The organism is Limosilactobacillus reuteri (genome assembly GCF_013694365.1).
Classification (GTDB): Bacteria; Bacillota; Bacilli; order Lactobacillales; family Lactobacillaceae; genus Limosilactobacillus; species Limosilactobacillus reuteri_E.
In genome coordinates, this window is sequence record NZ_CP059275.1 from 505982 (window position 1) to 525508 (window position 19527).

General features: G+C 38.2%; 18 protein-coding genes, 2 tRNA genes and 1 pseudogene. All 21 read left to right on the top strand.

The features are described from left to right. Positions 1–3: 3 nt before the first annotated feature. The 21 genes and pseudogenes from HHK02_RS02955 (at position 4) to HHK02_RS03055 (ending at position 19400) form a co-directional block, all read left to right on the top strand. Positions 4–843 carry a DNA-binding domain-containing protein gene (locus HHK02_RS02955; RefSeq protein WP_181462745.1) on the top strand — a complete coding sequence of 280 codons (840 nt, stop codon included), beginning with the start codon at positions 4–6 and terminating at the stop codon, positions 841–843. Next, positions 844–1851 (top strand): ornithine carbamoyltransferase, encoded by a 1008-nt coding sequence (gene argF / locus HHK02_RS02960; protein ID WP_003670402.1) that lies wholly within the window; start codon positions 844–846, stop codon positions 1849–1851. After that, complete coding sequence (gene arcC / locus HHK02_RS02965; protein WP_181462746.1) at positions 1852–2784, top strand: carbamate kinase; 933 nt, start codon at positions 1852–1854, stop codon at positions 2782–2784. It abuts the gene before it with no gap. Then, on the top strand, positions 2785–3699 hold the full coding sequence (locus tag HHK02_RS02970; RefSeq protein ID WP_181462747.1) for a DMT family transporter: 915 nt from the start codon (positions 2785–2787) through the stop codon (positions 3697–3699). It abuts the gene before it with no gap. Next, the gene (locus HHK02_RS02975; RefSeq protein ID WP_181462748.1) at positions 3700–4281 is read left to right on the top strand and encodes a matrixin family metalloprotease; all 582 of its coding nucleotides are present in this window, start codon (positions 3700–3702) and stop codon (positions 4279–4281) included. Further along, on the top strand, positions 4282–4650 hold the full coding sequence (locus tag HHK02_RS02980) for a cupredoxin domain-containing protein (protein WP_152703952.1): 369 nt from the start codon (positions 4282–4284) through the stop codon (positions 4648–4650). Beyond that, a complete protein-coding gene (locus HHK02_RS02985) occupies positions 4651–4938 on the top strand; it encodes a cupredoxin domain-containing protein (protein WP_181462749.1) in 288 nt (95 codons plus the stop codon). It abuts the gene before it with no gap. Beyond that, positions 4939–6876: a copper-translocating P-type ATPase gene (locus HHK02_RS02990; protein WP_181462750.1), complete on the top strand. Its 1938-nt coding sequence runs from the start codon at positions 4939–4941 to the stop codon at positions 6874–6876. Then, positions 6877–7353 carry a DUF7679 family protein gene (locus HHK02_RS02995; RefSeq protein ID WP_003670394.1) on the top strand — a complete coding sequence of 159 codons (477 nt, stop codon included), beginning with the start codon at positions 6877–6879 and terminating at the stop codon, positions 7351–7353. Beyond that, positions 7354–7426, top strand: a tRNA-Gln gene (locus HHK02_RS03000). Further along, positions 7427–7756, top strand: a complete 330-nt coding sequence (locus HHK02_RS03005) for a hypothetical protein (RefSeq protein WP_003670393.1) — start codon at positions 7427–7429, stop codon at positions 7754–7756. Further along, positions 7757–9298 (top strand): annotated as a pseudogene (locus HHK02_RS03010) (cation:proton antiporter). Further along, a tRNA-Glu gene (locus HHK02_RS03015) sits at positions 9299–9371 on the top strand. It abuts the pseudogene before it with no gap. Then, positions 9372–10238: a hypothetical protein gene (locus HHK02_RS03020; protein WP_181462751.1), complete on the top strand. Its 867-nt coding sequence runs from the start codon at positions 9372–9374 to the stop codon at positions 10236–10238. It begins immediately after the preceding tRNA gene. Continuing rightward, on the top strand, positions 10239–13271 hold the full coding sequence (locus HHK02_RS03025) for a mucin-binding protein (RefSeq protein WP_231124897.1): 3033 nt from the start codon (positions 10239–10241) through the stop codon (positions 13269–13271). Further along, complete coding sequence (locus tag HHK02_RS03030; RefSeq protein WP_085649454.1) at positions 13272–13865, top strand: hypothetical protein; 594 nt, start codon at positions 13272–13274, stop codon at positions 13863–13865. After that, on the top strand, positions 13866–14885 hold the full coding sequence (locus tag HHK02_RS03035; protein WP_078009133.1) for a serine hydrolase domain-containing protein: 1020 nt from the start codon (positions 13866–13868) through the stop codon (positions 14883–14885). After that, positions 14886–16118: an arginine deiminase gene (gene arcA / locus HHK02_RS03040; RefSeq protein ID WP_181462752.1), complete on the top strand. Its 1233-nt coding sequence runs from the start codon at positions 14886–14888 to the stop codon at positions 16116–16118. Then, the gene (locus HHK02_RS03045; protein ID WP_003666533.1) at positions 16119–16580 is read left to right on the top strand and encodes an arginine repressor; all 462 of its coding nucleotides are present in this window, start codon (positions 16119–16121) and stop codon (positions 16578–16580) included. Then, positions 16581–18002 carry a basic amino acid/polyamine antiporter gene (locus HHK02_RS03050; protein WP_085720267.1) on the top strand — a complete coding sequence of 474 codons (1422 nt, stop codon included), beginning with the start codon at positions 16581–16583 and terminating at the stop codon, positions 18000–18002. Then, positions 18003–19400 (top strand): amino acid permease, encoded by a 1398-nt coding sequence (locus tag HHK02_RS03055; protein ID WP_181462753.1) that lies wholly within the window; start codon positions 18003–18005, stop codon positions 19398–19400. The last annotated feature ends 127 nt before the right edge of the window (positions 19401–19527 follow it).

The window sequence follows — 19527 nt, forward strand, 5'->3', positions numbered from 1 at the left end:
TAAATGAATTTTTATATTTTAGATAATGATAGTAAAATTATTCATTTATTATCCAATATTATTGAAAATGATTTCAATAATACTGTCGTCGGAACAACTTCTAACCCGCAACAGGCCTATGACGATGCAATGCGCCTAGGAATTGATATCATGTTTATCGATTATGCAATGCCAGCAATGGATGGAGTTCAACTTATTCAAAAAATTCAGGACAGTCATCATTATCCACACTTCATTATGACTGCTCAAGCAATTCTGCCTTCTGTTAAAACAAGTGCATATCAACATGGAATTGATTTTTTTATTGAAAAACCACTAAACATTGCAGAAGTTAAGTCAGTGATTAAACTAGCAGCGCAAAATATTAATATGTCTAACCGTCTCCTTCAAGTTTTGGACCTTGTAAGTGGTGCTGCAACGAATAATAATACAGTTACGATCAGTGGGAAAAATAAGAAAAAAGAAAACGCTCAGTCCATCTTACGTTTTCTCGGTATTACAGCTGGAAATGGCGCTCCTGCAATTAACAAACTTATTAATACGATGATTGAACGGGAAATTAGTTTTGATGAGGTTAACTTTGAAGAATTTTTCCAATGTAATGAGCATGGCAAAAAGATAATTTTCCAACGAATTCGACGCGATATAAAAACTGGTCTTAATAATCTCGCACATATGTGTATGGATTATCCAGAAAACGACATTATTTTGGAATATGCGAATAACTTATATGAATATAAAAATGTCCACAATGAAATTTCATTTCTCAAAGGAGAGCGTACTAATGGTGGGCAAGTGTCACTAAAACACTTCTTTAATGGATTGATTCAAGAAATAAATTAAATGGCTTTTAATTTACGTAATCGTAGTTTCTTAACTCTTGCAGATTTTAACACTCGGGAAATGGAATACATGCTTGATCTTGCTGAAGATTTAAAGAAGGCAAAATATGCTGGTTATGAAGGCAAGAATCTTGAAGGTAAGAACATTGCTTTAATTTTTGAAAAGAGTTCTACTCGTACTCGTTGTTCTTTTGAAGTTGGTGCTAAGGATGAAGGTGCTCATGTAACTTACCTTGGCCCATCAGGTTCGCACATCGGTCACAAGGAATCTGTTAAGGATACTGCACGAGTTCTTGGTGGAATGTTTGATGGTATCGAATACCGTGGATTCTCACAACGCAATGTTGAAATTTTAGCTAAGTACTCTGGTGTACCAGTTTGGAATGGTTTAACCGACGAAGACCACCCAACACAAGTACTTGCTGACTTCTTAACCGCTCACGAAGTATTGAAGAAGCCTTACAAGGACATCAAGTTTGCCTTTGTAGGTGACGGTCAAGACAATGTTTCAAATGCATTGATGCTTGGTGCCGCTGTAATGGGGATGGAATACCACGTTGTTACTCCTAAGGAATTGGAACCAACTAAGGAAACTCTAGATAAGGCTAATGAAATTGCTGCCAAGACTGGTGCTAAGATTGTTGTTACTAATGACATCAAAGAAGGTGTCAAAGGTATGGACGTAATCTATGCTGATGTTTGGGTATCAATGGGTGAATCTGATGATATGTGGGAAAAGCGGATCAACCTTCTTAAGCCTTACCAAGTAACAATGGATGTTATGAAGGCTACTGAAAACCCTAATGTTCTCTTTGAACACTGTCTTCCTGCATTCCACAACCTCGACACTGAAGTTGGTAAGGAAATTGAAAAGAAGTTTGGCTTAAAGGAAATGGAAGTTACTGACGAAGTATTCGAAAGTGAACATTCAGTTGTCTTCCGTGAAGCCGAAAACCGGATGCACACTATCAAGGCTGTAATGGTTGCAACTTTGGGTGAACAAAACTAAATGGCTAAAGTAGTCGTTGCTTTAGGGGGAAATGCATTAGGCAAATCACCTGAAGAACAATTAAAGTTAGTAAAGAATACTGCTTCCTCATTAATTGGGCTCATTGCTGCAGGGAATCAAGTAGTTATTAGCCACGGTAATGGTCCACAAGTGGGTGCCATTAATTTAGGGATGAATTTTGCTGCTGAACACGGTAAAACTGCTGCTTTTCCTTTCCCAGAATGTGGCGCAATGAGTCAAGGTTATATTGGCTACCATTTGCAACAAAGTTTAGAAAATGAATTACACCGTCGTTGGATGAATAAGAGTGTGGCAACGATTGTAACGCAAATTGCAGTTGACCCTAATGATCCTGCTTTTGAAAATCCATCAAAGCCGGTTGGCGACTTCTACACTAAAAAACAAGCTGATGAAATTGCCAAAGAAAAGGGCTACACTTTTAAAGAAGATGCGGGCCGTGGATACCGTCAAGTTGTTCCCTCTCCACTACCGATGAAGATTATGGAACTTGATAGCATCAAAACATTGATTGACGCTGACAAGCTTGTTATTGCCGGTGGTGGTGGTGGTGTACCTGTAATCATCACTGATAAAGGACTTGAAGGAGTTCCAGCGGTTATTGATAAGGACCGTTCAAGTGCCTTGCTAGCTGACAAGATCGATGCTGATAAGTTAATTATTTTAACTGCCGTTGATCATGTTTATGTTAACTATGGAAAGCCGGATGAAAAAGCTCTTAAGACGTTAAACGTTGCAGAAGCTCAGAAATACATGAAGGAAGGACAGTTTGCTGCTGGTAGTATGCTACCTAAGATTGAAGCATGTCTTTCATTTGTTGAAGGTCATCCAGAACGAGAAGCATTAATTACTTCATTAGATGGTCTTGATGATGCTCTTACCGGTAAAGTCGGGACAGTTATTCGTGATAACTAAATGTCAAATAAAAAAGTTTTAGGTACAGCGATGATTATTACTGCCTGTACCTTTTGGGGTATTTCAGGGCTTTTTGCGAAGGCCCTTTTTAATGTTAGTAGTTCAATTACATCAATGTGGTTAACGCAGGTTCGAATGGTTTCAGCTGGAATTATTTTAGTCTTATTAAGCCAAATTCGTGGGGAGCATCCCTTTCAAATTTTTAAGGATCTTCACTCTGCATGGATTATCTTTGCATATGGTGTTTTTGGGTTAGTCCCGGTTCAATATGCTTATTTTATGGCTGTCCAATATGGGAATGCTTCGATCGCAACCATCCTTCAATTTATCGGGCCCTTTTTTATCATTGCTTATCAAGCTGTGTTTCGACACCTGCCACCGCGACGAATTGAAATTATTAGTGCAATTATCGCCTTTTTAGGTGTTTTTATTATCGCAACTCATGGTCAATTTAACCATTTAGCAATGACGCTTAGTGTTTTAATATGGGGATTAATTTCTGCAATTGGTGTTGCAACAAACACCTTAATTCCACAAAACATGCTTCGCGAAGGTCGAGTTCCCTCATTAATTATTACGGGGTGGGGGCTATTATTTGCCGGATTAACCTTAGTGCTTATTCACCCTAGTCAACCACATATTCCTAACGTTCCTTCAGTTTGGTTATATGTGTTAGGCATTCTAGTAATTGGGACCTTAATTCCCTTTCAGCTAGCTAATAATTCATTAAAATATATCGATGCAACTACATTTAGTTTAATGGATGCATTTGAACCTTTATCAGCAACAATTGGTTCAGTCCTGATTTTTCATTTACAAATGACGGGAGCAGATATTCTTGGTTCGATTTTAGTTATCGTTGCAGTACTTGCGATTAACATTCGCATTCCACAGAAAAAATTAAAGAGTAGCTAAGTGCTTACTCAATCGTGGCTACACCGAATAACCGGCAAAGAAGTTGCAACCCCAACTAAACAAAACGCTGACCAACAAACTGGGGTACAAGATACACCCGCTGATGCACGCTGGGAACAAAACTCTGCAACGATCTATGTTAATATCAGTAATCCAGTATTAAAGAATGCAACAGACACCGCAATTGCCCAATGGAATAACACGAAGTCATTCACATTTAAAATCGTTAATGATAAGAATGCAAATATTAGTGTTTCCGCTGTTAATGATCCAAATAATGGGGCAGCGGGGCTTACCAATACAAGCATGAATTCCGCAACTGGATATTATCTGCACGCAACAGTAGAGCTAAATTCTTACTACCTATTAAATCCTGCCTTTGGCTACTCACAAGAACGAATCGTAAATACTGCTGAGCATGAATTAGGGCATGCAATTGGTCTACATCACACGAACAAGATTTCTGTGATGCAGCCAGCTGGATCATATTATCCCATTCAATCACGAGACATAGAGGCTGTGAAGGCTTTATATTCACGAACTCCACAACCAATCATCGCCGAAAACAATTCCAACAGATAGTTGAGAATTGCCGTTATAATTATTGCCCTACTTTTGATTGCATTTATTGTTTGGTGGTTCTTCGGAAAGCATACAGAGTCGGCGGGAAAATCAACTATTGTTAATGATGAACAAACTGCAACGATTGTCGTTAATGGTGGTTATTCTCCATCAACCGTTACCTTGAAAAAGGGAATTCCGGCTCAAGTTAACTTTGATATGCATGACTCGACGGCTTGTTTATCACATGTAGTATTTGAACAGCTAGGAGTTAATAAGGACTTAACAAAGCAAAAGATTACGACGATTAATATTCCAACAGATAAAGCCCAGACTTTTAATTTTGCTTGTGGAATGGATATGTTTCATGGAAAGGTGATTGTTAAATAAATGAGTATTTTTTCAAAAAATCAAACTAAAAAAGTTGTTGTTAATGCAGAAAACCATGGTTACAAGCCAGAAACGGTTATTTTCAAGCAGGGCAAACCAGCTCGATTAAAGTTTATCCCGTCTGATAATATGGGATGTATGAACGAAGTCGTCTTTAAGGAACTTGGGATTGATGAAAAGTTAGACGGTAAAAAAGAAGTTACTGTTGATATTCCAACTGACAAGCCAAGAACTTATAACTATGCTTGCGGAATGGATATGTTTCATGGAAAGGTTATTGTAAAGTAAATGAAGCTCACAAACATTCAGCGATTTTGGATTTCATTTGTATTATCAATTCCAATGTTAATACAAATGCTTGCGATGCCTTTTCACTGGATGATGCCTGCCTATGATTGGATAGCATTAATTACTACTACTATTATTATGGCAATTTCAGCATTTCCATATTGGAAAAGTGCGATCGCTGCATTTAAGAAACATAGTGCAAATATGAATACCCTAGTTGCCACAGGAACAGCTGTCGCTTATTTTTATAGTATTTTTGCAATGATAACTGATAGGGCAGTTTATTTTGAAAGTGCTGCTTTTGTTACTGTCTTTGTTTTACTGGGGGATGCGATGGAAGAGAAAATGCATAATAATGCTTCCAATGCTCTTGGTAAGTTGATGGGCCTTCAAGCAAACGATGCTGAAGTCTTAAAAGATGGCAAATTTGTCAAAGTACCACTCGATCAAGTTCAAGTTGGCGACCTTATTCGGGTCAAGCCAGGTGAAAAAGTACCCGTAGACGGAACAATTCTGGAAGGGGTAACTTCTCTGGATGAGTCGATGGTTACTGGTGAAAGTATGCCGGTAATTAAAAAAGTTGGCGATACTGTTGTTGGTTCAACAATTAATAATAATGGGACGATTACTTTTAAAGCCACAAAGGTTGGAGCGGATACAATGCTTGCCCAAATTGTTGACCTAGTAAAAAAAGCGCAAACCAGTCATGCTCCTATCCAGAACTTAACAGATAAGATTTCAAATGTGTTTGTCCCAGCAGTAATGATTATTGCTATTTTGACATTTATGATTTGGTATTCCTTTGTTGGCGCAACATTTGTTCAAGCATTATTATTTGCTGTTTCAGTAATTGTCATTACCTGTCCGTGCGCATTAGGTTTAGCAACTCCAACAGCATTAATGGTTGGTACTGCAAGAAGTGCTAAGATGGGTGTCCTTATTAAGAATGGTGAAGTTCTTCAAGAAGTAAGTAATATTGATACTGTTGTGTTTGATAAAACAGGGACAATTACGGTCGGCAAACCAGTTGTAACTGATATTGTTGGCGATGCTAAAAAAGTATTAACAATAGCTGCTAGTCTTGAGGAATCGTCTGAGCACCCGTTGGCATCTGCAATTCTTCAAAAGGCAAAAAATAAAGAGATCTCACCAGCAAAGGTAGATAAATTTGAAGCAATTGAAGGTAAGGGTGTGCGTGCAGATTATAATGGGCAAGTAGCATTTGTTGGTAGCAATCGGCTTTTGGTTGATGTAAATATTTCCCGGGAAATGGCATCACGTGCAGAAAAATTACAGAACGAAGCTAAAACAGTTGTTTATGTTGGTCTTGATGGGAAAATAATCGGCTTAGTTGCCATTCAAGATGTTCCGAAGTCGAGTTCAAAAGATGCAATTGCGGAGCTAAAAGCACGTGGATTAATGACTGTGATGTTAACTGGTGATAATAAACGGGTAGCTCAAGCAATAGCTGATGAAGTTGGTATCGATAGGGTAATTGCTGAAGTAATGCCGAATGACAAAGCTCAACAAATTAAGGAACTTCAGGACAAGGGTAAAAAAGTTGCTTTTGTTGGTGATGGAATTAATGATGCCCCTGCTTTGTCGACAGCTGATGTTGGAATTGCAATGGGATCTGGAACTGATATCGCAATTGACTCTGGTGGAATCGTTCTCGTTCAAAACGATTTGCGAGGAGTTGTCCGGGCACTTGATATTTCTAAGAAGACCTTTAACCGGATTAAATTAAATCTCTTCTGGGCGCTCATTTACAATGTCATTGGTATTCCAATCGCTGCAGGGCTATTTGCATTTGTGGGCTTTACGCTTAGTCCGGAGCTTGCCGGCCTAGCAATGGCCTTTAGTTCTGTTTCTGTTGTTAGTTCTTCTCTGCTGTTAAATAAAACTAAGATTGCGGGAGACCATGTTGTTCAGGCTTAAATGGCAGCTGCATTTTTAGTTCATACTCGATTAAGCTGGGGAAAAACGTGCGATTATTTAATTGCTAATGATGTTGAGCCGGGGTTAATGCATCGTTATGAGACACGAGAAGATTGGCAAGGAGTTATTCTTGATGCATTGATCAATGTTCCTTTAGCACCGTATTTGCCAAGTGGTCAGCCTATTCCGCCAATTGGAACGGCAAAAGTAATAGGGGTGGAAGCAGTTGATCCGTCACAGGTTAAAAAAAATGTGCAACGGACACGAAGTCAATTTATAATGGCAACCATTTGGAAAAAGCAATCGGCCTTAAAAAACTATAATTTCTTACATCATGATTATGACAAATGGACGCAAAAGCAAATTTGGGCCGATATTGATTACTGGTGTAATTCTAAAAAACATCCCATTATCGATTTAATTACAAAATGGCGTTGCACCCGTCAACACCAACGATTACGTGCTGAAGAGAAATGATGGGCATTCGCCAAACTGGTAAGGCAGTGGACTCTGAATCCATAATTTACTGGTTCGAGACCAGTATGCCCAAATGGCTAGTAATTCTGATTCAATTTATTATGTTTTAACAAAACTAAAGCATCATCCAGAGTTAATTAAAAGCATTAGACCACGTTATACTAATACGGTTATGGTTCTTTTTGATGATTCCTTAAAGATAGCGGATGCTTCATTTTATTTTCCCGTTGATCGTTTCATGGTCAATCGTTTGTCAAATGATTTTGTGGCAAAGAATGGTGACCTTCTTGATAGCTATTTTTCGATGACCAATGGAACGAAGAAAAATTACCATGATGTTTGGGCGACCACCTGTCATATTCCAGAAGAGAAAGTATATTTATTAGAATTATCATTTGAATAAGTGCTTGTTTCAACGATTGTTTTAACGGTAGCGGCAGTTTTAAGTAGTATTATTTCCAGCTTTTTTCCGCACTTTTCAATTAATTATATTAGTATTTTCGTCGGCTTAATTATTGGCTTAGTTCCCTTTTTTAATAGTCGTGTTGCTCCTTTCCACACAGAAGTATTCATGTATATAGTAGCTCCATTGATTTATTTTAAGGGGCAATCAACGAGAATAAATTTAATTGGAAAAAGGTTGCGACAAATCTTTGAAACGGCTGTCCTCTTAGTGATTGTAGGAACAATATTTGCAGGTTTTACTGTATCGCTTTTAGAAATTCCACTGGCACTAGCATTTCTGATGGGTGCCTTAAGTACTCCGACCGATGCTACTGCAACTGAATCAGTTTCAGAAGGTTTAATTGTTCCTGAAAGATAAATGGAGTCATTATTTAATGATGCTTCTGGGATTATCTTAGTAGCTGCAATGGCACTGTGGGTGAAAAACGGTCAGTTCAACTATCAACAAACATTTTTTGACTTTTTGCGTTCAGCTGGTGGCGGGATAATTATTGGTATTTTGGCAGCCCTTGTAATGATCAGTTTTCGTCAATTTTTAGGGCGAATTAACCATGATGCTTATAATGCGCAAATATTATTATTTGTTAGTGCGCCATTCTTTACTTACTTTATAGCTGAAGAATTAGAAGTATCTGGGATTATTGCCGTAGTTTGCGCTGGTTTAATGCAGAATAGCGAAAGTGTCCGAAGTCGTTTTATAACACCCCGCCAATTTTATAATGGGCTAGTACTTTTAAAATTGATTCGGGAGCTCTTAAATAATACCGTCTTCGTTATTTTAGGAGTATTGGTTGTCAGAATCATTCGTGATGACTTAATTATTGGGAATACAAATTCACAATGGATTGTGATTGGAATTTTACTCTATCTTACTAATCTCCTTGTTCGTTATTTCTATGGACTATTATCAAAGATGGGTAATAAGGAAAGTATAATTTTTGCTCTGGGGGGGGTCCATGGAGCAGTAACACTAGCCTTAGTATATATGATTATTGACAATGTTAGCTCAGCACAATTTGACATGATTGTGTTAGCAGAAATGCTTGTTATTATTTTGAGTATGGTGATGCCCTCAATCGTATTTCGCTTTATTCTTGATCATGATATGTCAAGTAAGGAGACGGGAAAACAGATTCAGCGTTTACGGCAAGAAATGGTTAAAGAAGGCTTGAGGGCCGTGGAAAAGATATACCTTCCAGAAAACATTCGAGAAAGTGTCGTTTATGATTCACGGGATCAAAAGAGTGCTAATTCATTCACAGACTTTTGGCACCAATGGGCTAAAGCAAGTCGCTATCCAGAGTTCAATGAGCAGGAAAAGGAACTGGAACAACGAGCATTATTATGGACATTCCTGGCTGAAAGACAATATCTTGATATGGTATCTCAAAAGGAAAATCGTCGCGACTATCTTTTTGAGTTTTACAATGAAATTCTATTAGCAGAATCGATTTTGCTTGACACTGAAAATGAATATTAATGCCCGCTGGTCAAATTGGTTAAGACGTCGCCCTCTCAAGGCGGAGTTACGGGTTCGATCCCCGTGCGGGTGAATGCGAGTAATGAATTTAATGATAGTATTAGCAGTTATTGCGATTATTATTTTAGCTGCTCAATATTTTTCTCAGTTACGGAAGAACCGCAACGGTAATAATTTCGTAAGTGGGGGCCGTGTCTTTTTTAACTGGACGCTGGTCGCTGTCTTGGTAATTTGTGTTGGGGGAATAATTTTTGGTAGCATTCATTCACATCGTCAAGAAGCAAAGCCAGCTCAAACTGATAAGACCGAGAATGTTGAATATGCTGCTTCCGACAGTGATGATTTGGGTAAGGTTTCGATTCAGTTTGATCGGAAAGTTACTTTAAATGATAATGGAGAAGCAAAAGTTAAGTTTAAGGTTTCTCCACAAACTACTTTGACAATCCGGGGACATAAGAGCAAAGAGATAGTTAAGACATTTAAAGCAAGTAAGGGCGAATCATTGGTTAACCATACTTATACATTTGATGTAGCTGGCACCTATGATATTATTGCTGAACGTGGTGATCAAAAGGTAACCAAGCAGTTAAAGGTTAAGGAAAATGATAATGCCCAAGAAAGTTCATCAAGTAGTAGTTCAGTAAGTTCTAGCTCTTCTTCAGTTGCTTCCTCAGTAAGTAGCACAGTTTCCTCGTCTTCAAGCTCGACTGCTTCCACTGCGCAAAGTAATAGTGAAAGTTCAAGCAGCACGACAGCAGCTTCATCGAATAACGGAGGAACTTCAAGAAGCTACAATACTTCTCGTCCACGATATAGTGGCAATGGCGGTGGAAATAGGACCTCTGGTAGCAGTACACCGACTGCTCCTGCGCAAGAACCAAGTACTCCTGCCTATAGTCAAGAAAACAATGGCTATGTTAGCGATAGTCCGCAATATTAAGTGAAATTAGGGAATAAATCTGCTTCAAGTGTTGCTTCACTCAATAGAACTCCATTATTGGAAAAAATGCTTAAAGCAGCACCGAATTTTGCGGCTCAACAACAAAAATTGAACGGCCAAGAACCAGTAATAAAAAATAATCCTGCATTAGGGGAATATAAACTAATTGATGATTTAGGCGGCCTAATTCATGGGACTTACTTACAGGCAACTAATAGTGAAAGCCAAGATAAAGATCGATCGCTTGTAAGTCGTAATTCAATGAGTGAAACGGCATCATTAGTTAACTATCGCGCAGCTACTGATTTTAGTGGATATGGTCATTTAAAGAATAATACAGAAACTACGAAATCAGTTGAAGTTGTCCATACGCTGCCTACATTTGAAGGGAAACAAGGAACGGCACAAATTGTACTTGATGGGGCGCGGATTAATGAATTTGACGGTCTTGAATATAAGGATGAAAAGGGAAATGTAATTCCTAGATTTGATATTACCTATAGTTACCAAGGACACGAAGGAGAGTATTCAACGATTGATACTCTTAAGCAGCGTGATGATTTTAGCTGGGAAAAAGTAACAGCGGTTATGGTATTTGGTTCTTTATTGCCAAACAGTTCTTACCGTGTTGAATTTCCTTTTAAGATTACAAATCTAGAGAATATTAATACTCAAGAGCAATTTAATTTAAATGAATATGCCTTTTATGATTTAACAGTTAATAAGCATACAACGTCACAATTAAACTTCCGCTTAAGCACGCCTGTTTTTGCCCATGATGCCTATCAAAATATCCCATTCATGGCACTCAGCCGAACTGAAGATGGTGATGAGGTATTTCCAGAAGATGTTCAAGCAATGATGCCAACTTTGGGTGAAGTACCATATGCGATCAGTAACTTTAACGATGAAATTTCATTTGAGACTGATGGAGATAATGTAATGTGGCAAGGCGGTCAATACTTCTTTAAGCTGGCCGCTATTCAAGGTGCGATTCAAGAAAAGGGATTTTCAGTCAATGTTGATAAGACAGGAAGAAAGTTAATGGAGGCCTCTGCCTTTATGGTTCAACCTACTTATCTTGATTTTGAAAGTTTTGACTTCATTCCTTATGTTGTCATTCACCAACTTTTTATTACTAAATCATTTACGCTTAAGGCAGAGGCAAAAGATGATTGGAATTCATTTGGCGGGATTGAAAAAGTTTGTGGTCTCTCCGCAACTAATGAGGAACTTCCGGTTAGTCCTGAGCAAACATTTATTGTGGATGATTCTGAATTAGTCGATGCAACTCCTAGTGATTATAATGTCATTATTGGTTATTTCCTTAACGGGAGTGAGGACAATGATATGTTAATCACTTCACTGGCAAAGGTAAGGATGGTTGAAAATAAACAGACAATTAATGTTTACTATGTTGACTTGGTTAATATCCCTGATAAAACCAAAGATGATTTACAACCAAGTGGCGGAAAGATTCTCGAAAATCAAACCCAAACTTTTACCGGCCAAGGTGATGAAGATTATCATAATGAACTCTGGGGTGAAGAAAACGGCTTTGAGATTTATGAATATGACCAAGGTGCTAAATTAAGGACCTATGTCGGTAGACAACCAGCTAAAGATTATTATGTTTATCTTATTCATAAAATTGAAAAAATCAATGAAGATCATCAAGTAACACGAACAATTACTTTTAATATGCCAGATGGATCCAAGCAGATCATTAAGCAAACTGGAAAAATTCAGCGTTTTGGAATTACTGATAAAACGACTAATGAAAAAACATGGAGTGATTGGAGTAAAGCTACTCTCCCCGCAGTTACCGCACCCCATGTTCCTGGATATACGGGTAAAAACGTTGATGCTGAACCAATTTCATTAATGTCAAAAGATAGCAATATTAATATTATCTACCATCCAAAGCAAGTTAGTGTCAAGATTAAATATGTTGATGAAGCTGGGAATGTAATTGATGAGCAAATAGTTTCTGGACTTGCTGACGACTTGATCAGTCATAAGCCAACAGTTGAAACTGACCGTCTTGCTGATGAAGGTTACGTGATTGTTAATAATGAATTGCCACAAAATGCTCGCTTAATAGCCGAAGACAGTGATCAAGAAAAAGAATATAAGGTTATTATTAGTAAACAAGATTTACAGACACAACAAATTACCGTCTTTTATGTTGATGTCCCTGATAATCGATTACCAATTGTCAAGCCTTCTTCTGGGCGGATTATTGATAATCGGACCCAAAGATTAAATGTTACAGAAGGACAAACATATAGTAATGAACTACGGAATTTTGAAGATGACGGGTATGAATTGTTTAAGGCTGACAAAGGGGCATTAAAGGGTAAGTGCTTTGCTGGTAGTCTGGAACAACAATATTATGTTTACCTCACTCACCAAACTACTCCCCTAAAAAAGGAACATCACGTAACGCGAACGATTCAGATTACAATGCCTGATAAAACACAACAAGTTGTAACTCAGGAAGCAATTGCTACTCGTTTTGGCGTTCATGATGAAGTGCTTGGTAGTGACATTTGGCAAGAGTGGAGCAAAGGAGTGATCCCTGAATATATTCCAGCACCAATCGCGGGGTATGATGCATCTGCTATTCCAGCTGAACAGGTTGATGACAATGCGAGCGATCGAAATAAAAAGATCAGTTACACTCCACAACCAGCTAAAATTTTGGTTAAATTTATTGACCAAACTGGTGCAGAATTAACATCCGAGGAACTTACTGGGGTAACCGGTGAAGAATTTAACTACGATCCAACTCCGCAAATTAAGTTATTTGAAGATGAAGGATATGTGCTTGATGAAAATAGTTTCCCTGCTGATCATCATTTTACGGCCGGGGAACAGACCTATACTATTACCTTAAAGAAATTAGTAGCAGTAACCCCTCATGGTAATAGTGAGGCAGAATCAACAATCGAACAAATTAAGTCGAACGATGATGATAAAACTGGAAATAAAAAGGAAATCTTTGCTGCATTTAAAGGCTATTTTAAATAAATGATGAAGATGACAAATAAAGTTTTAGCAAGTTCATTAGTAATTTTAGCAGCCCTTGGACTAGCTGGGTGTACCAATAGCGCAGCAGCTCCAACAAAGACATCTACTTCTGCGACAAAAGTAAGTCAACAAACAAGTAAAAAGGCGGCCTCCTCCACTAGTAGCGAAAAGGCAAAGGAGCAAACCTCTGCACCTACTAGTGTACAGTCCACTTCTTCAACAAATACAAGCTCAACAAGCGCAAACTCAAAGGTAGCTAACAGTTCAGAAAAATCAACTAATCAAACGGTAAAAGCTCCTAGTTCATCCATAACTAGTAGTTCTAGCAGCCAATCAGCAACTACCAATTCCACTTCCTCAGCACAAAACGATCAACAAGTCCTAACGAGTTTTGTCAAGACAAGTGGTGTTCAACAAGATGGCAATCATTATTACATGACTAAGAATAATCAAAATAATAATTATCAAATTGAAGTTCGCAATAACCAAGGCGGCGATCCAAATGTAGCTCACCTTACTGGTACCTATCAATATGACCCCGCTACAAATCAAATCCATGAAATGAACCCAATCACCGGCAATTATGATAATTAAATGAATAAATACGATTTAACAATTACTAAATTACACCAAATGGTTAAAGAGGGAGTTGTTCCAGGAGTTAGCTATTTGATTTTTGATCATCAACATACGATTAAGGAAGTAACAGGGATGGCCCAAATTTATCCCGAGACTGAAATATTAAAACCAGGCATGCTCTATGATATTGCTTCACTAACGAAAGTGATAGGAACAGTTCCGGTTATTGCCCAGCTTATTCAGAAAGGAACATTGTCTTTAGATGATCCGGTAAAGAAGTTCTTACCAGAATTTAATGATGACCGACCAACTATTCGCAATCTTCTTACCCATACTTCTGGGATTACTGGTTATATTCCCCATCGTAATGAGTTGACTGCCTCCGAACTAAAGAATGCTTTTTTGACGAAAATGCATGTGGAGGATAGCTTGAACCGCCAAATCAAATATGCGGATGTAAACTATTTGTATTTAGGATGGATTATTGAACGAATTTATAATCAACCAGTTCAAAAGGTTATTACAGAACAGGTCCTTAAACCATTAAATATGCCAACTGCGACATTTAGGCCTCAACCAGCTAACTGTGTACCAACAGAAGTACAAGAAAAACGGGGCTTAATTAGAGGAGAAACTCACGATCCTAAAGGGTATATTTTGGGAGAAAGTTGTGGATGTGCTGGCCTCTTTGCATCGTTGAAAGATTTAGAGGTCTTTAGTCACGCACTTATTGAAAATAATTTAAAAGGTCTTCTTACTTCTGAAACAACTGATCTTCTTTTTACAGATCAAACACGAATTCCTGGTCCACATAGTCGCTCTCTTGGATGGAAACTGTTTCACGCTAAAGACCACCACCTTTTGATTAGTCACACTGGATTTACGGGAACTTGGATGGTATTAGATCGTCAAACTGACCAAGGCTTTATTGTATTGACAAATCGCGTCCATCCCAGTGCTAAAAATCAAGAATATTTAGATGCTCGTGACCAACTTTTTGCAATTTATTTAAAAGAAAAAGAAAAAACTTTGTGAATGCAAAGTCCAATTCACGTTACATCAGAAATTGGAAAGCTTAAGACAGTTATGTTGCATCGACCAGGTAAGGAAATCGAAAATGTTTATCCTGAAATTCTTCACCGGATGCTCGTAGATGACATTCCATACTTACCGATCGCTCAAGAAGAACATGACCTTTTCGCCCAAACGTTACGCGATAATGGCGCTGAGGTATTGTATCTTGAAGATTTATTAACAGACGCACTAGCAGATGATAATATCAAAGAAGAATTCCTTGAAAAGATCATTGCTGAATCCGGTTATGCTGCTGGAGCAATCCATGACGGCTTAAAGGAATTCTTACTTAGTTTCAGTACTAAGGACATGGTTAACAAGATTATTGCTGGTGTACGTAAAGATGAGATTAAAACTAAGTATGCTTCTCTTACAGAATTAGCAGAAGATAGGGATTACCCATTCTATATGGATCCAATGCCAAATGCATACTTTACTCGTGACCAACAGGCATGTATCGGGGATGGAATTACCATTAATCACATGACCTTTAAGGCACGCCAACGTGAATCTCTCTTTACTGAGTACATCATTAAGCACAATAAGCGTTTTGCTGACAAAGGTGTTGAAGTATGGCGAAACCGTTATCCTGAAGGCCGGATTGAAGGTGGAGATGAATTAGTTCTCAGCGATCATGTATTAGCAATTGGTATTTCTCAACGAACATCTGCAAAGGCTATTACAGAATTAGCTGAAAGTCTCTTCGAAAAGTCTGATTATGATACAGTAATTGCTATCCATATTCCTCACAATCACGCAATGATGCACCTTGATACTGTGTTTACAATGATTAACTATGATCAATTTACAGTTCATCCAGCAATCTTACATGATGGCGGACATGTTGATGCATACATTATGCAGCCAGGTAATAATGGTGAAATTTCAATTACTCATGAAACAAATCTTAAAGAAATTTTGAAGAAGGCACTTGATAAGCCGGAAATTGATTTGATTCCTACTGGTGGCGGTGACCCAATTATTGCCCCACGTGAACAGTGGAATGACGGTTCTAACACACTAGCAATTGCCCCTGGTGTAGTTGTAACTTATGATCGGAACTATGTCTCAAACGATTTGCTGCGTAAGCATGGTATTCTCGTTCACGAGGTTCGTTCAAGCGAATTATCACGGGGTCGTGGTGGTCCACGGTGCATGTCATGTCCAATTGTTCGTGAAGATCTCAAGAAATAAATGGATCGAAAGGCAAGAAGAAAATATATTGAACAAGTGGTTAATGATCGTAAAATTGAGACACAAGAAGAATTGCTTAAGCTGTTAACTGAGGCGGGTTTCGAAACAACACAAGCAACAATTTCAAGAGATATTCATGCGTTGAATATTGTTAAAGCAAATGATGGCGATGGTCATACCCATTATGTTCAACTTCATGTGACACCCGAACATAATTTTGAGCGCTTATATCAAGGGATTCATGATAATGTGCGGACAATTGAAACTGTTCAATTTATGAACGTAATCAAAACCGCACTAAATTCTAGCTATGCGACGATTTTGGCTGGAATGTTTGATGAACTTGATATTCCGGAAGTTGTGGGCACACTTGCTGGAAACGACACCTTGATTATCATCAGTAAAGATAATGATGATGCTAAAATGGTCTATGACTTAATCATTCAACATATGCATTCATAAATGGATGAACAAAAGAAAGGTATTGGTAGAGGCGAATTAATCGCCTTAATTGTAAGTTCATGTATCGGTACCGGAATATTTGGTATCACTAGTGATGTAGCGGCAGCGGCAGCGCCAGGACCTGCATTATTGGCCTGGATCTTTGTTGGAATTGGCTTTTTAATGCTGGTTCTCTCGCTAAATAATTTATCCGAAAAGCGACCAGATCTTACTTCAGGGATTTTCTCATACGCTGGTGCCGGCTTTGGACCATTAGGTGAATTTATTTCTGGATGGTCTTACTGGTTATCCGCATGGCTGGGAAACATTGCTTTTGCCACCATGTTGATGAGCTCGATTGGAACGTTCTTTCCAACATTTAAAGGTGGTCAAAACTTACCATCAATTATTATTGCCATCATCTTCTGTTGGCTATTGACAATCTTAGTTAACAATGGTGTTGAAAGTGCATCCTTTGTTAATATGATTGGGACAATCTGCAAGGTTTTACCATTGGTTATCTTTATTATAATGATGGTTGTTTGCTTCAAAGCCGGGATGTTTACAGCAGATTTCTGGGGACGGGTTGCTAATAATGCTTCTCGCGGTACCACAACTGGTTCTGTTTGGGAACAAATGAAAGGTACCCTAATGACATTAATTTGGGTATTTATCGGTGTTGAAGGTGCCTCTGTTATGGCAAGTCGTGCTAAGTCACTTACAGCCGCTCGTGAAGCTTCTCTTATTAGTTTTGGCCTTTTAGTAGTTATTTATGTATTGATTTCGATTTTGCCTTATGGTGCATTAACTCGGGCAGAATTAGCTGGAATGGGTCAACCAGCTATTGGTCATGTTCTTCAAGCAACTGTTGGTAGTTGGGGCTCGATTTTAATCAATGTTGGTTTAATCATCTCAACAATTGTTTCCTGGCTTTCTTGGACAATGCTTCCAGCCGAAACAACGATGTTAGTTGCCGATGATAAAGCAATGCCAAAGCTTTGGGGAAAGGTTAATGCTAAAAAGGCACCAACTGCTTCCTTGATGATTACAGCGGTATTGCAAACAATCTTCTTGTTCTCGTTGCTTTTCACTGATAAAGCCTATGAATTCGCATATTCCTTATGTAGTGCAGCAATTTTATTCTCATACTTATTTGTTGGACTTTACCAAATGAAATACAGTTCTGCACACCAAGAATGGGGACAATTTACAATTGGTTTGCTCTCGGCTGCATTTATGTTCGCATGTATGTTCCTTGCTGGATGGCAAGAAGTATTATTAGTTTCAATTAGTTTTATTCCTGGATTCTACATTTACTACTTAGCATGTAAAGAAAATGATCGTAAAGTTACAACTGCTGAAAAGTGGACAATGGCGCTGATTTTAATCCTAAGTATCATTGCAATTTGGCTTGTTGCTAATGGAACTATTGCCATTAGCTAGGTGAAGGAAAAGAAGTTAAATCTCTTCCTCTTAATCACCTTAATTGTAGGAACGATTATTGGTGGTGGGATTTTTAATAGTCCAACCGATTTGATTTTGAAAGCAAATCCAATGGCTGCGTTAATTGCATGGTTAATTGGTGGCTTCGGAATTTTGATGTTAGTATTAGTCTTCTACAAGCTTTCTGTTGTCAAACCGGAGATGAACGGTGGAATTTATACTTATGCAAAGGAAGGCTTTGGCAACTATATTGGTTTTAACTCCTTTTGGGGATATTGGATGGGAGCAGTTTTTGGTAACATTGCTTTTATCTCGCTCTTTTTTAAGACCTTAAATAGTATGCTCGGGACGCATCAACTTTCGCCATTAATGTGTTTTATCGGGGGCTCAATTATTCTGTGGGGATACACTGCGATTACATGGTTTGGTGTCCGCGAGGCAAGTATTCTCAATGCCATTATTACGATTATTAAGATCTTACCGCTTTTATTAGTTGTTATTGTTGGTGTTTTTGCATTTCAGCCGCATGTTTTTAATGTTCCTGATTGGACAAGCATTCTTGCTGTTAATCAAACGCATGTCCCATTTAAAGACCAAATTAGTGGTGCGATGAGTACTATTGTGTGGTGTTTTGTTGGGATTGAAGCAGCTGTTTCAATGTCACGTCGGGCAAAGCAGCCACGTGATGTTGGATTAGCAACGATTATTAGCTTTGTAATTGTATTGGTCCTCTATATTTCAATCTCTATTATTCCAATGGGGATTCTACCTGCTAAAGAACTTAGTCAGACTTCAGTTCCACTGGCAGCAGCCCTTAGTCATACAGCATTAGGAATAGTGGGAAGCCTTATTATTAAAATTGGCTTACTGATTTCTCTATTAGGAGCATTATTGAGTTGGTTTATGATTGGACCAGAAATTGCATATGTAACCAGTTATGATCGGGATATGCCGCGAGCATTTAAACTTGTTAATCGCCATGGTGTTCCTGGGTTTGCATTAATTGTATATACAATTATTATGCAAGTATGTTTACTAGTTTTACTGCTTCCACAGCTTCAAATGGCCTATACAATTGCATATACTTTAGCTGCGACGATGACCTTAGTTGCTTACCTGCTCTCTGCGTTATATGGGTTGAAATTAGCAATTAGCGAAAAGATGGGCCTCGGCTTTAAGATTATTGCTACGTTAGCTTCTCTTTATTCCGTCTATATGTTAGTTGCTTCGGGACTTGAATATGTATTTGCAAGTGCGATTATTTTTGCGCTAGGAATACCATTATTTGCCAGGGCTCCTAATAAAATGAGTAAGAAAGAAAAGTGGTTAGCAACAATTATCGCCTTAGCAGCTGTGATTGCGCTGATGCTGATTATTACTGGAAAGATTAATTTTTAAGTGAACCAAACCATAACATTTGTATTTACCATTATTTTTTTGCTAGAAAGTTTTTGTGAAGTCCGTCTTTTCTCCCAACTACAAGCACTAGCCATTCAAAATCCAACTAGAATCCCACCACGCTTTG